This window comes from Flavobacterium sp. B183 (assembly GCF_023539155.1).
GTDB classification, from domain to species: Bacteria; Bacteroidota; Bacteroidia; order Flavobacteriales; family Flavobacteriaceae; genus Flavobacterium; species Flavobacterium tructae.
In genome coordinates this window covers 4,366,380-4,380,227 of sequence record NZ_CP097434.1, presented here as the reverse complement: position 1 = coordinate 4,380,227, position 13,848 = coordinate 4,366,380, and the positions used below count along the sequence as shown (strand labels likewise).

12 protein-coding genes and 1 pseudogene are annotated in these 13,848 nt (G+C 42.8%); 1 reads left to right on the top strand and 12 read right to left on the bottom strand.

Annotation, left to right across the window (positions count from 1 at the left end; genetic code table 11):
- Window positions 1–8: 8 nt before the first annotated feature.
- The 11 genes and pseudogenes from M4I44_RS18185 to M4I44_RS18135 all read right to left on the bottom strand — a co-directional run bounded on the left by M4I44_RS18185 (window position 9) and on the right by M4I44_RS18135 (window position 11,051).
- Window positions 9–1,133 (bottom strand): hypothetical protein, encoded by a 1,125-nt coding sequence (locus M4I44_RS18185; RefSeq protein WP_249965662.1) that lies wholly within the window; start codon window positions 1,131–1,133, stop codon window positions 9–11.
- Window positions 1,134–1,773: 640 nt separating this feature from the next.
- Window positions 1,774–2,199: a hypothetical protein gene (locus M4I44_RS18180; RefSeq protein WP_200104570.1), complete on the bottom strand. Its 426-nt coding sequence runs from the start codon at window positions 2,197–2,199 to the stop codon at window positions 1,774–1,776.
- A 10-nt stretch (window positions 2,200–2,209) separates the two neighbouring features.
- A complete protein-coding gene (locus M4I44_RS18175; protein WP_249965661.1) occupies window positions 2,210–2,836 on the bottom strand; it encodes an SOS response-associated peptidase in 627 nt (208 codons plus the stop codon).
- A gap of 261 nt (window positions 2,837–3,097) precedes the next feature.
- Window positions 3,098–6,151: pseudogene (locus M4I44_RS18170) on the bottom strand (DNA polymerase III subunit alpha).
- 3 nt (window positions 6,152–6,154) lie between these two features.
- On the bottom strand, window positions 6,155–7,336 hold the full coding sequence (gene dinB / locus M4I44_RS18165; protein WP_249967428.1) for a DNA polymerase IV: 1,182 nt from the start codon (window positions 7,334–7,336) through the stop codon (window positions 6,155–6,157).
- 169 nt (window positions 7,337–7,505) lie between these two features.
- Entirely contained in the window at window positions 7,506–7,745 is a 240-nt protein-coding gene (locus M4I44_RS18160) for a hypothetical protein (RefSeq protein ID WP_249965660.1), read from the bottom strand.
- Between the two features lie 58 nt (window positions 7,746–7,803).
- Entirely contained in the window at window positions 7,804–8,274 is a 471-nt protein-coding gene (locus M4I44_RS18155) for a RadC family protein (protein WP_249965659.1), read from the bottom strand.
- A gap of 269 nt (window positions 8,275–8,543) precedes the next feature.
- The gene (locus M4I44_RS18150) at window positions 8,544–9,860 is read right to left on the bottom strand and encodes a PcfJ domain-containing protein (protein WP_249965658.1); all 1,317 of its coding nucleotides are present in this window, start codon (window positions 9,858–9,860) and stop codon (window positions 8,544–8,546) included.
- On the bottom strand, window positions 9,857–10,237 hold the full coding sequence (locus tag M4I44_RS18145; RefSeq protein ID WP_249965657.1) for a Cas9 inhibitor AcrIIA9 family protein: 381 nt from the start codon (window positions 10,235–10,237) through the stop codon (window positions 9,857–9,859). Before M4I44_RS18145 ends, M4I44_RS18150 begins: the two co-directional genes overlap by 4 nt.
- Window positions 10,238–10,263: 26 nt before the next feature.
- Entirely contained in the window at window positions 10,264–10,623 is a 360-nt protein-coding gene (locus M4I44_RS18140; RefSeq protein ID WP_070908213.1) for a hypothetical protein, read from the bottom strand.
- A gap of 38 nt (window positions 10,624–10,661) precedes the next feature.
- On the bottom strand, window positions 10,662–11,051 hold the full coding sequence (locus M4I44_RS18135) for a single-stranded DNA-binding protein (RefSeq protein ID WP_035627454.1): 390 nt from the start codon (window positions 11,049–11,051) through the stop codon (window positions 10,662–10,664).
- 316 nt (window positions 11,052–11,367) lie between these two features.
- Between M4I44_RS18135 and M4I44_RS18130 the strand changes: the two genes are divergently transcribed.
- Entirely contained in the window at window positions 11,368–11,802 is a 435-nt protein-coding gene (locus M4I44_RS18130; protein ID WP_035627452.1) for a DUF1810 domain-containing protein, read from the top strand.
- 50 nt (window positions 11,803–11,852) lie between these two features.
- Here M4I44_RS18130 and mobC read toward each other — a convergent pair whose 3' ends face one another.
- Window positions 11,853–13,841: a conjugal transfer protein MobC gene (gene mobC, locus M4I44_RS18125; RefSeq protein ID WP_249965656.1), complete on the bottom strand. Its 1,989-nt coding sequence runs from the start codon at window positions 13,839–13,841 to the stop codon at window positions 11,853–11,855.
- Between the last annotated feature and the right edge of the window lie 7 nt (window positions 13,842–13,848).

The following is a 13,848-nucleotide window of genomic DNA, read 5'->3' as shown; positions in this document are numbered from 1 at the left end:
CTTTCCCTTTAAACTGCCGGACCGTCAAAAGTTTCCATTCCAATATGAATAACAGCTTCATAGGGAAGCGTCAACTGTCTTAAAGCTTTGGCAAGCAGTCCGTCAAGATCGCGGGCTTTTCCGACATACGCTTGAAGAGAATCACATGTACATTTAATCCCTGCGGCATTAGTAATCTTATGAATATACCGGTTATTCGCCAGACCTTCTCCCACATGATATCCTGTCGAATTGAGTGCTACCGTAAAACCTTCATAATCGATAGGTTTTTTTGCCAGCAATTCTAGTAATTGTGGTGAATTGTACTTTATGTGATATTTTAAAAGCTGCGCATTAATCATTTTCAGATCAAACGTTGATGCGATTATCTCAATTTTTTCGTTAGACAGCCTCCAGTTTTTTTCTTTTATTTTTGAATTTTCGAGTCTGAACAAATCGATCAGATAAGTTTCGGGCAGTGTTTTTAATTCTACATGAAAAGTAATTTCCAATAGGTAGTTATGCGCTAAAACAAATGGTATGATATGGTGCACCATTTTTTGACGCAGTACGGTTTCCTCATAAAAATAACTGCCTGATTTCTGCTGTCTCTTGCATTCCACCTGATAAGATTTATCTTCTTTTCGGACTAAAAGATCAGGGGTTTTGTCAGCCTCTTCTGGAAGGAATTCTACTTGGTAGCCATTCCTTTTCCAGGCAAGTGCAGCTAGAAATTCAAACAGGATCTGGTCCGCTTCAATTGGTCTTTTTTTTATGAGATCGCTGATTTTTTTTCTGAGTCCATCAAGGGAAGGAAGCAGATCAATGTCCATTCCGATACGTTTAAAAATAGGGACAATGCGTGCCCCCTGATAATACTCATACTTATGGGGTTCATGTATTAAGCAGTGTACCAGATAAAGATACCAGCCTATTCTGTCTTTTTCAATTACTAGTAACAGTCCGTCCGATACGGGTTTTGAAAGAGGTGGAGAGTCAGAGTGGAAATTACTGAGATATTCTTCAATTGCCTGTTTTCTTTTGTGCCATTGGTCGGGTGTCATAAATGTCATAAAATAGTCAAAGGCAGCGATCACATCTTTGTCATCATATTCAGGAAAAATTAGTTCTGTTATTGGAATTCTCGTCGTCATAGTTGGTTTGAATTTTACTAGTTAAAAAGAAAATAGATCAAAGGAAATTTTTTGAAAGTGCAGTAGACTCCAAAAGTAGCATTTGTGAATTTTTTTGAATCAGTAGAAATACGGGTTTTAGCGATCCATCTTTAAACTTTATTATTTTAGTGCAAAACTGAAACGCTAATGAATGTTGCATACTGCTGATATATTTTTACGTTATTCCGTAAGGTAAACTTAGGACTAAATGATATTAGGGTTTTACGGTTTTCCATAATTGGTAAACTTACTACTGTTTTCACTCGAAACGGCTAAAAAGGGCAGCCAAGATAGTGTCAGCCGTCTGCTGCATGCTCATAACGGATTCCAGTTACCTTTCGTCCGCCCTTCGGGACTTATAGCACTCCGCATCCTTTAACTGACGCTTGATTCTTGCTTTCTTTTTTTCCGTTTTTTCTTTTGAAAACAATTTTTTTAAAGGGCGGAGCGGGAGTTAAGAAAGCAGGGATCAATAGTTATTGCTTCAGTATTTCATAAGCATTCTAAGTTACTAATTAAATCAATATTTATTTTGCACGTTAAATATTATGAAATATATATAGCGCTTAACGATTCTAATCACCGCTCTACATTGAAAAATTTTTTTTTGTTTCACACTTTATTTAGTAAACAGTAATTTTAGAAACTTCCAAAATCTGCACAGCCATCTCTGCAAAAGAAATTTTTGTTCACATTCCCGAACAGGATCAATATAAGTAACTGAAACCTTTTCAATATAGTCTTCGATTGCCGATCCGGTCCGTTTGTTGATCTCTTCTCTTTTCTGTTGCACCATTTCTTCAATCCGCTCCTCAGTTAATATTACTCCAGCTTTAGCAGATGTACTTCGGATTAATTCTCGTATAAAATCTCTTTCTTCAGCAATACATTGTGTTATGTGGTTTCCGTATTCCTGTTCCGGATCGAAAAAATCATCAGGGTCATTATATTGTATGAATTCTGTCTTGGAATACAGCTTCTCCATAAATCTATTAAGCAGATCTTCGGTGCTCATGCCATTGAAATAATCGATATCCTGTTTCATAAAGCTGGTATTAATTTGACGGAAGTGCAATTAAGTTTCCTTCGTAGGGAAAGGCAAATTCGGTGATGGCAACAGACTGGTCCAGCCATGCCGTTTCATCCTGCTTTTTAAGCATTATCGGCATCCTGTGTTTATGGTTGTGAACATAATCCATTATTTTATTGGCCTTAGTGGTCACCATGGTGTAGGTATTTTTAATCTCGTCCGTAACCGGATCAGTCCATGTTGAGTACAAGCCTGCAAAGGTGAAGATTTCATCATCCTGCGAATTGATCTGGTATTTGTCCTTGCTTTTTCCCTTCTCGTCATTCCAGTGCCATTCATAATAAGCCGAAGCAATTATAAGGCAGCGATTGTGGGTTATATTATTGAATGACGCTTTCTCGTCAATGGATTCAATGCGGGCATTGAGCGTGTTTTTCCTGAACTCGATGTCTTTTGCCCAGGAAGGCAAAAGTCCCCATGTGTAATCAGTTGTGATGAGATGCGGAGATGAATTGAGTATCACAGGGATGTTGGGATGCGAAAAACCGTTTATGAAATCCGACTGCAGATAAGTCTCTTCATTGTCGAGTTCCGCATTAAATCGTCTTTTGAGATCTTCTATTGAGGCATTCTGCTGGGTATAATAACACATAATTTTCCGTTTTAAGGCTGTTTTAAAAATGTCTTATCCTGATACAAATATGTCCTTCGCAAGGCTTTTGTCTTTTTCTTATGGAACCATATTCAATAAACATTAAATGCATTGAAAGACTTTTAAAAGAAAATGAAAAGCGAAAGCAAAAGCTTTGGAAAAGAAACAGCAGAAAACGGATGTGCTTTATGCTTATTTTTCTTGTACTTTTCTTGCTTCTCTATCAAATTTAATTCATTCTTAGGACTTTACATAAAAAAATCAAAATTTCATTCTGTGGCGCGGCAGATTAATTTCATGCTCCTGCGGATATGGCTGTCTGTTAGTGCTGCTGACATCCTGTTTGATATTGTGCTGTGTGGTATACCTTTTTTCCGAGTCCGAATATCTGGGATCAGGAATGAAAGGCATTTTTGCCATCCTTGAAATGGTGATCGTCGGGAAATGATAGTCAATTTCGACGGTTCCCAGAAGCAGATAACATCCGCCTCCCTGAAATGGATTGTGGACCAGACTGTCGGGGAAATGCGCCGTATCAAAATAGGCACCTTCATTATCGATCTATGTCCCAAAATACATATTGCCCCTTTTGGTAGGCACCTGTTTGGTTGAGATCAGGTAAGCCAGCATTCGGACCTGTTTTTTATGGTATTTCAGGAGGTCACGCACCATCACATCCCCTCGGTGTCTGGTCTGCAGCAGATCAAAAACGGTGCAGGAAATGGGGAAATTCAAAAGCTCGATTTCATCAAAGGCATCTTCAAATACCGAGCGCTCCAGAACAGGAAGCTTAAATTCTTTAGCAGGCTGCTCAATGAGCATAAGCCCGCGATTTTCAGGCTTGAAATTATTCATCAAAAGGCTTACCTGCACCAGCAGCTGGTTTTTGGTTTTTCCGGTAAAGCGGAAAGCGCCGATAAAAATAAGAACCTTAACATTCTCAATGCCCATGGGCACCCTGTTTATGAAATCCTCGAGTGATTTATAAACGCCGTTTCTTTCTCGTTCAAAAGAAATGAACTGCGAGAGCTTGGAATCCAGACCCTGCAGGTGCATAAAGCCAAGATAGATATCGCTGCCGTAAAGAGCAGTTTCATATCCGCTTTTGTTCACGCAGGGGGTATGGATAACGGCGCCGGCCATTCTGGCTTCGTGCACATAGATTTCAGTTCTGTAAAACCCTCCCTGATTATTTATGACGGCAACCATAAATTCAACAGGGTAGTGCACCTTGAGGTAAAGGCTCTGGTAGCTCTCAACGGCATAGGATGCCGAGTGCGCCTTGCAGAACGAATAGCCAGCGAAGGATTCTATCTGGCGGTAAATTTCCTCGCTCAGCGCTTCGGGATGCCCTTTTGCGGCGGCTGAAATAAAGAAATCGTCTTTTACTTTCTGCAGCGCGGCTTTTGAGCGTCCCTTACCCGACATGGCACGCCTTAAGATATCTCCGTCTGCTGCTGAGAGACCGCCGTAATGCAGGGCAATTTTGATAACGTCTTCCTGATACACCATAATCCCGTAGGTTTCTCCGAGCTCCTTTTCGAAAACCGGATGAAAATATTCAAATTTTGACGGATTATTATGGCGGAAGATATATTCCTTCATCATTCCGGACTGCGCAACCCCAGGGCGGATAATCGATGATGCCGCCACAAGTGTTTTGTAGTTGTCGCATTTCAGACGGCGCAAAAGGCCGCGCATAGCGGGGCTTTCAATATAAAAGCAGCCGATTGTCCTTCCTTCTGCCAGAAATTTGTTGGCTGACTGCTCGTTTTTTGATAATGAGGTGTCCCGAATATTGATTCGAAGGCCTCTGTTTTTCTCAATTAGTTTTACCGTATCATCAATATGGCCAATCCCTCTCTGGCTGAGGATATCAAATTTTTCAAATCCGATATCTTCAGCGGTGTGCATATCAAAAAGTACAATTGGAAAACCTTTAGGAGGCATTTCCAGCGGCGTGTAATTGGTCAGCGGTTCTTCCGAGATCAGAATCCCGCAGGAATGCATGCTGCGCATGTTGGGATATTTCTCGAGCATCATGCCGTATTCCTGAACCAGTTTGACAATGGAATTGGGCTCATGGAATTTCATGGGATTCTTTGCCAGCAGGTCAAGCTCATCTTTCGGCAGGCCGAAAACCTTGCCGACTTCCCGGAAAATCGAGCGGTATTTGAATTCTACATTGGTACCGCAGAAAGCCACATTCTCATAACCGTAGCGGTCGAATATGTATTTTAAGATTACATCACGCTCTTTCCAGCTCCAGTCGATGTCAAAATCGGGAGGGCTTTTACGGTTCTCATTCAGGAACCGCTCGAAATACAGATCAAGCTCTAGTGGGCAGATGTCCGTTATTCCCAGACAGTAGGCAATAATGCTGTTGGCGCCCGAACCCCTTCCGATATGCAGGAAACCGCGGCTGTTGCTGTAGCGTATGATATCCCAGGTAATTAGGAAATAGCCACTGAATTCAAGGTCATTGATTACTTTTAGCTCTTTCTCCACACGCGCTTTTGCCTGGTCATTATGGCGCCCGTAGCGCCAAACCAAACCTTCTTCGGCCAGCGTGGTTAAAAGGGCGATGTCCCCAGCTTTATTTTTGGTATAATGTTTTTTGTTTTTGGGACTCTCGAAATCATAATGAAAATTACAGTGCTCGATGATGTAGCGGGTATTCTGGATGATCTCGGGATAATCTTTATATAGGGAGGTAAGTTCTGTTTCGGGCATCATCATATCCGATTTTCTGCAGCAGTCATCAGGTTCGAGTTTGGACAAAAGCTCGTTGAGGTCAACGGCGCGCAGAATCCGGTGCAGGTTGTATTCCTTTTTGGTACGGAATACCACGGGTCGCAGGATAACCATTTTGGAAATCTTCTTTTTAAGTTCTGGCATAAAAAGCCTGCCGAGCTGGTCAGGCTCAATGCCGATAAATTCATTTTCGTCGAGCTTCGCAGGCGCATTTTCAAGCGTATAGATAAAATAAACCGATTCAAAAGATGGAGCTTTTTCCGGCAGGGGATTTCCGCTGAAATTATGATCGGTCAGAAAGCGGTTCATCTGGGAAAGCCCTGCAGCATTTTTTGCAAGCCCGATATAACGCAATTTGTGCCTGCATCGGAATTCTATACCGACAAGCGGTTTTATGCCTGAGGCTTCACAGCCTTTTATAAAATCATAAATCCCAGTTACGGTGTTGATGTCGGTCAAGGCTGCTGCCATGACACCGCACTGTGCTGCCTGTTTTATCAGATCATCCAGCGGAATAGTGCCGTAGCGCAGGGAATGAAAAGAGTGGCAGTTGAGAAACATGATTTATTTTTTACGTTTTAAAATTTCATTTTTATTATTGGGTTTGAAAGATGCGCCGGCGCAGCGCATCACGGCATCAAATCCGTAACGGGTCTTCATTCTGTCCATAGCCTGATAAAGGGAAAGCATTTCCTCGGTATCATTGAAAAGGTCGATCTGATAGGTTCCCCTGACAAGGCCGCTGAAGCGCACTCCGATTAGGCGCAGCCTCATACGGCGCTGATAGAGCTTGGTAAAGAGATCTGTCACTGTCTGGGTCAGAAGATGATCCGCTGAGGTGTACTGGACTCTGGACTGCTTGGTTTCGGTATCAAAATTGGCGTACCTGATTTTGACGGTCACCGTTGAGGTGAGCCACTGCTCGGCGCGGAGCTGATAAGCCAGTTTCTCCACCATGCCCTGAAGGATCCTGTTTAGTTTTAATACATCAATGGTGTCCTGGGAAAAGGTATGTTCGGTTGAAATTGATTTTCTTTCCGTATAGGGCTCCACAGGATTGTTGTCAATTCCATTGGCTTTTTTCCATAGTTCGGTTCCGTTTTTGCCGATCATCTGCTGCAGGGATTCGGCAGGCATTTCAGAGAGTGTGCGGATGGTGCGGATTCCGATGCGGGAAAGAAGCTCAAAGGTTTTCTGGCCGACCATCGGGATTTTTCTAATGGAGAGCGGATTTAAAAAAGACTGCACCAGATGCTCGGGTATTTCAAGGTTCTGCTTCTGTTTACCTTCACCGGTGCCGATTTTCGATACGGTTTTGTTGACCGAAAGCGCAAAGGTGAGGGGAAGGCCTGTTTCTTTTGTGATGCGCTGGGCGAGCTCATCGGTCCATCTGTAGCTGCCATAGAATTTATCCATGCCTGTGATGTCCAGATAAAATTCATCAATGCTGGCTTTTTCCACCACGGGCGCTTTTTCCTGGATGATCTCTGTAATGTCGTGTGAAAGCCTGGAATAGAGTTCCATGTCGCCTTTCATAATTTTTGCCTGAGGGCAGAGCTTCATGGCCATATGTATCGGCATGGCCGAACGCACGCCGAATTTTCTGGCTTCATAAGAGCAGGAAGCCACAACGCCTCTCTCACCGCCTCCAATGATAAGCGGTATGCCGTTAAGTTCAGAATTTGTCAGTCTTTCGCAGGATACGAAAAACGTGTTCATGTCGATGTGTACAATAGCCCGGCTCATAATCTTAATCATTTTATATCCATCAAAATTAGCACAGATAGCGACAATTTTTATAAATAAAATGTTCTAAATAATAACAAAAATAAAAAAGCCTTATTTTTCGGGGCATAAAAAAAGCACCCAAATCGGTGCTTTTTTCCTTTATTAAGAATTTACGGAAGGATCAGAATTATTCTGAAGCAGGTTCTTCGCCGATCGGCTGGCCTGCTGTTTTTTTCATCAGAATGTAAAAATCCCTTAAATGCCACCATGCAGGGCAGCGGTCTATCGGGCCGTTAAAATTTTTGATGGTGGTATAACAGCTGTTGAGGAAAACCTGAGTGTCGGTAATCTTCGCCCATTCGGTCCACGCTACTTCCTTCGGCGGCGGAGTGTTATCAAAATATCGTTTTATTTCTTCATGATTCATAGGGCAAAATTACTTAAAAAACCAGAACAGCACAAGGGCATGAAAGATGAAAACGCCCTTAAAGGGCGCCTTCATCTGCAAAAGAGTAATAGGTCTCGGGTGTTACGATCAGGTGGTCGAGCAATGGAATATCCAGCAGTTTTCCCGCTTCTCTAATTTTTCGGGTCATATTTCTGTCGGCCTCGGAAGGGACTGTTTTTCCTGATGGATGGTTGTGGGTGATGATGATCCCGACGGCGGCAGCTTTCAGGGCTGCAGCGAAAAGCAGGCGCATATCCACCACAGTTCCCGCTATGCCTCCTGAGGAAACCTCATAGATTCCCAGAACCCTGTTGGACTGGCTGAGCAGCAGCACTTTGAACTGCTCAAAGAATTCTATTTTGCCGGGATCCCAGCTGTCAAGTAGTATGCGGTAAGCATCTCTGGAAGAAGTTATACACGGTCTTTCAGTGCTTTTTACTTTGGTTTTATAGATCAGTTCGATTTCTGATACTTTCTGCCAGTCTGTGTTTTGATGTTGATTTTTCATAATTGCTGTAGTTTTAAGATTAATTACAGCACCGCTGTGCGGGCAGGGACGAGCGAACGCAGAAAGCAACGCAATAAAGCAGAGGCGCAGCCCTGCATTTATGGGGGAATTTTTTGCGGAGAACCGAAAGCCGTGCCCGAACTTTGTGATGAAATTGACTTAACATTCCACAATAGCTCCTGAGCCGGGACTGCCCCGTGTACCTTAAAGTGTCTGCGCGCCAAAAAAATACCGCAGTGTAAAATCTGCGGTATGAATAGTAAAATGGTTTAAGCGGGAGCGGTCTGCTTTTTCTGCTTTTTCAACCGCTCGGCAATCTCAGGCAATTTTTTATTTATAATCCTAAGAATTCTGCTGTGATATTTAGTGGCTTTATTGCGAAGCCCTCTGCACTGGATAATTTCCATTTTGGAAAGAGAGATTTCAATGGTTTCCACGGGTCTGTTTTCAATCTGCGCCGAGAGTATCAGGGAATCTTTCTTTTTATAATACTCATTGGTAAATACGCAGTGGTGGAGCGTGTCGCCCTCTTGGAGAAAATCCTGCACACGGTCAAGGACTTTTACGGTAAGGTCATTATCGGTAAAAGAAAGTCCGAAGAACTGTTTTTTATCATTTTCATAAATCGGCTCTGCTTTCTGTATTTCAGCACGCATCTGCGCAAGATGCTTTCTGCGCTGTATGTCCCTTTTTTTGGCAACAAGCCTGTCATGCGCCTGGTCTAAATTTTCAGGGCAGACAAGCGCAGGGGAGTTGAGGTCTTTTTTAAACCATCGGAGCAGGGCAATATAATCCTCCCAAATTTTGATGTCCTGAATCTGATAACGCTGTTTAAGACAGGTTTTTACTGCCTGCCAGTTTTTGCGCAGGTGCTGTTCATGGGAGGTGAGGTAATGCTTGAGCAGAGAGGTCTGCGAACTTTTTAAAAAGGTTTCTGCAATGGGGTCTTTTAAAAGAGCAGTAAAGAGTATCTGCGGTGCAATGCCATAGGTGGAAGTTTTAAAACCGTTTCTTTTTAAAAGCGGAATCACTTTTATGTGCGGATAAACCTTGTAGGGATTGATGCGGTATTTTGGCGAGTTCTGAAAATCCTTTGGACGGATTTCCAAAGGGGAATAGTACTGCCATGCATCATAGGCATTGGAAAAAACATTGGTGTTTCTTGAGATGGTGCGTACTTCCCCTTTTGGATTTATCCAATGCTGCATGACTTCCGTGTGGGAATAGTCGGGAAGCACATTTTTTTTCATGTTCTTGTGCGAGCAGATGATGCGCACCACCTGATACCCACAGCAGGTATCGGTAAGGGCGAAGTATTCGATTTCTTTGAAATGCACCTGATTGTGCTGATGCATTTTAAGTTTGCCCTGACAGGAGGCGCATTTGATAAACTTCTGGCAGGATTGGCTTTGGCTGTCGGGCTTCCACGAATGGGTGCATTCCAGACAATGGAATTTTCCCCTTGAGAGCACTGCCCATTTCAGGAAAATGTTTTTTTCCGCCCACTGATGCATCTGCGCTGTGATTGGTGCTAGGGAGGTACTTAAGGCGCTGATTTCTTTTTCTATAACTGTTTTGGGTATCATAAATCAAAGAGTGTTAGGGTTTTCTGTACAGGATTCACGGGCTGCACTTTTTCTGTTTTTTGAACTGTGCTTTGAGATACTGCGGGAGCAGTGGAGAACAAATCAGGTTTGGTAGTCGGGCTTACTGCAACTCTGCATTGAACAGGGGCAGGCGTTCCAATCGTGTCGTCTGTGTAGTACTTCACAGCCATGTCAAAGATTTCCTGATTGTCAAAGGCGCATTCCCCTGTTTTTTTGACCTCGCCGAAAATGTAATGGAAACAGCTCTCAAGGTTTTTGCTCTCTTTTTTATAGTCCGCTGAAAAAACGGCATCGTTCTGCGCTTTTTCGCTCAGGTAGCTTTCTATAGCAGTTTTAAATTTATCTGATGCTTTCATAAAGGAAGATTTAAGATTGAAAAGCGTTATTCAAAACTGTTTCTGTAGATGTCAAAACAGTATTCTTCAAAGCAGAGCCAGCATACAAAGGTGTAATGGGGCAGACGGTGGCGGTTTTTGACAGATTCCCCAAGGGAATCTTCAATTTCGTATCGGATATTTTCCAAATCATCCAAATGCTGGATATAGAATTTCCTGCAGTCCGAGTTGTAGACAAACTCTGAAATCATCCCGCAGATGCATCCATTTTTCTGCAGGTCTTCCAAAAAAGATTTTAACTGCTCTTTTTTTGTTCCGTCATAAGATTCCATATTGGAGAGGACTATTTTTTTGAACTGGGCGGATACGGGATATTCTATGTAGACTGATTTTTCAAAGGCTTTCATGGCGTATAAATTTTGATGTGAAACCGTATATATTCCAATTAGAAAGGCAGGTCGTCAGGGGTGTCTTGATCCATGTTTTTCTTTTGGACTGCGGGAACTTCAGTAGTGTTTTCTGTTTTCGGGAAAACCAGTATTTTAATATTACTGGTGTGAAAGGTCAGCGAACCGAGCGCTTTGCCCTCGGCATTATTGTAAACATTCATACCTATACGTCCGAAGAGTTCAACCACGGTTCCTTTTTTAAGCCACTGCGCCATTTTGGAACCCATCCAATAGGAGCAGTCGATGTAGGTTACAATCTTTTTAAGCTCGCCTGAGCCTTTTGGTCTGTAGCTGTCGTTTATGGCAATGGAGAAATTTACCACCTCCCTGTCATTTGAAACTTTTACCATTACGGCATCTTTTGTGATTCGTCCTGAGATTTCCATGATGTAAAATTTTAAGTGAATATTTTTTCTGTTTTTTCTCAAGCCCGCATAAAATTTTTCAAAGAAAAAACGGGAAAAAAGAAAGCACAAAATCAAGCGCCCGATCAAGGATCCGGAGTGCTATAAGTCCCGAAGGGCGGCAAGGCCGTTATGCGCATGCAGGAGCCTGCGGGTGCTATTTTCGCGGCTCTTTTAATCCGTTTTCATTGAAAATTTCCTTATAGTTTTTACAGCAGGCTGAACCCCTATTTCAGATGCCTGTTTTGGGATCGGCATTGAAATATTTTGTAATTTCAGGTGACAAAAAAGCAATGCAATGGAAAAGCGATATGATCTGGACCGATTTTTAGAAGCGCAGCGGGAAACGTACGGAAATGCTCTGGAAGAGATCAGGCAGGGCAGCAAACAGACCCACTGGATGTGGTTTATTTTTCCCCAGCTAAGAGGACTGGGATTCACGGATTATAATATCTTTTACGGCATTGAAAACCTAAAGGAAGCCTCACTGTATCTCAATCACCCGATACTGGGAAAACGTCTGGTGGAAATTACCCAGCCAATGCTTGAGATCGAGAATAAAACGGCACTGGAAATTCTGGGCAGGCCAGATGAAAGGAAACTTAAATCCTGCATGACCCTGTTCGGACTTCTGCCTGAAACGCCTGAATGTTTCAGGCAGGTGCTTGTGAAATATTACAATGGAGAGCAGGACGAAAAGACACTGCAGCTTATAAAAGAATCCGGTAGCTAAAAAAACATTTCTTTTTTCTCTGTCTCAAGAAAACATCTAAGGATTAAAAGTTATTTTTCTTTTTTGAGAACCAGTGATGAAAGCGCAGGATTTTTGATTATCCTTTCCATTTCACTGTGGATTATTTCCTGAATTTCAATTTTTATCTGCAGATAATTTTTGTGGATGATAGCATTATCAATTGTCCGTATGATCGGAATTTCTTGGTAATTATCTGTTTCTTTTTTAATTTTTTCGTGGTCGTTGATGATCTCGCAGTGAAAGGTTTTAAGCTCAATTCTGCAGTCCGGGTTATCAGCTGTCATGCCCACGAATTCCCCCGAACTCAGCGAAGAAATCTTCGAAGGCGGCACTGCGGATTCCAGCTGTCGGGAACGGCTTATGGAGGTGTCGCTGCTGTTTATAGAGAGGCTTTCGCGGTCCTGCATTATTTTTCCGAAACGCTCTGAGAGCTGTTTGGCCGTATCCCCACTGACCTGTCCGCAGATGATATTTCCGACTATATTAATGATCACATCAGCCTGCTCGCGGCCGTAGTCTTTACGAAGCTGGCTGAAGTCCTGAATACCCAGACAGGTGCTCACTCTGTTGCTTCTTGCCGTTGCAATCAGACTGTCAATATTATTGAGATAGATAGTGGGGAACTCGTCAAAAATGAGACTGCTTTTAAGCTTTCCCTTCTGGTTTACCTGTTTGATAAGACGGCTGACAAAAAGGGAAAGGACTGCCCCGTATGTCTGTATTTTCTGCGGATTGTTCCCCATTGAAACAATTTTTGGATCAGATGGATTATTAATGTCAAGGGTAAAATCACTGCCTGACAGCACATAGTAAAGCTGGGGTGAGGAGAGTTTTGCCAGTGAGATTTTAGCAGAAGCGATCTGCCCCTCCAGCTGGTCTACAGCCTCGTTCAGGAACGCACTGACAAAGGGATTGATAAGCACTTCGATCTCTTTTTCAGTTCTCAAAAGCGTGAAAAGGCTCTCGTAATCTGCCTGGATCATTTCAATAACGTGGGGCAGGGTGCAGAACTCGCCATCGTTGTATTTTCGAAGGTACCAGATGACAGCTGTCAGGAAATTTATAGGGGATTCCACAAAGAAATCTCCCTGTTTTTTAATCCACTCCCGGTTGAGTCCCATAAGGATTGTGCGGGCAGATTCAGCGGCATCGGTAATGTCTGTCATTGCCGCAGGATCAAGAGGATTGCACCGGTGCGTTCTGGAGAGGTCGTCAAAATTTATGATGTAAAATTTGGGCTCCACGGCATAAAGATGACGATATTTCAGCCAGGCATTATAGGCGATAACGGTGAGGTCGTCGAACTTAAAATCATAGATGAACATGGAAAATCCTTTGGCAATATGCTGGGTGATTATATGGCGGATTACAAAGTATGATTTTCCCGAACCCGGCGTGCCTGGAACCAGAATACCTCGGAAGGGATTTATAATGTTAATCCAGCTTCTTCGCACTTTGTCTTTGAGGTGATAGCGTGCGGGAAGGTTAACGGAATATTCGTTTTCAATCAGCCTTTCCTCTTGTGGGAAAGTTTCATTTTCCTTATTGAATATATCTGCTGAACCCAGCTTTCTGCGGATAATTCGGGAGAGTAGGGTGCCACCGGAAAGCGTCATTAAATAACCCAAAGAACACAGTGATATATATAGTACGGAGCAGACCTCAGCATTCGCAAATATTACAAAAGCCAGATAGGAACCAAAGTAAAACATCAGCCCCAATGAGATATAATAAAAAGCAGTTCTAAAATGGAGCTTTTCATCTTTTCTTCCTCTGGCCCCCATGAGGGAAATAACCAAGAGTCCAAGTGCAAAAAGCTTAGATTTATGGAAGCTGTCCAAAAGCCCCGTACGATAAATATTCTCCAGTATCCTGCAGGTAAAATCCGGCGCAAGATTCCAATGCCTGAAGGAATTAAAGCAGTAATAATAAAAATGGATGAGCAGCACTGCGATGCTCATCAGTCTTGTCATATCTAAAATTTTTCTAAGCGCCTGTTCATTTTCTCCCGTCTGCATGCTGTTG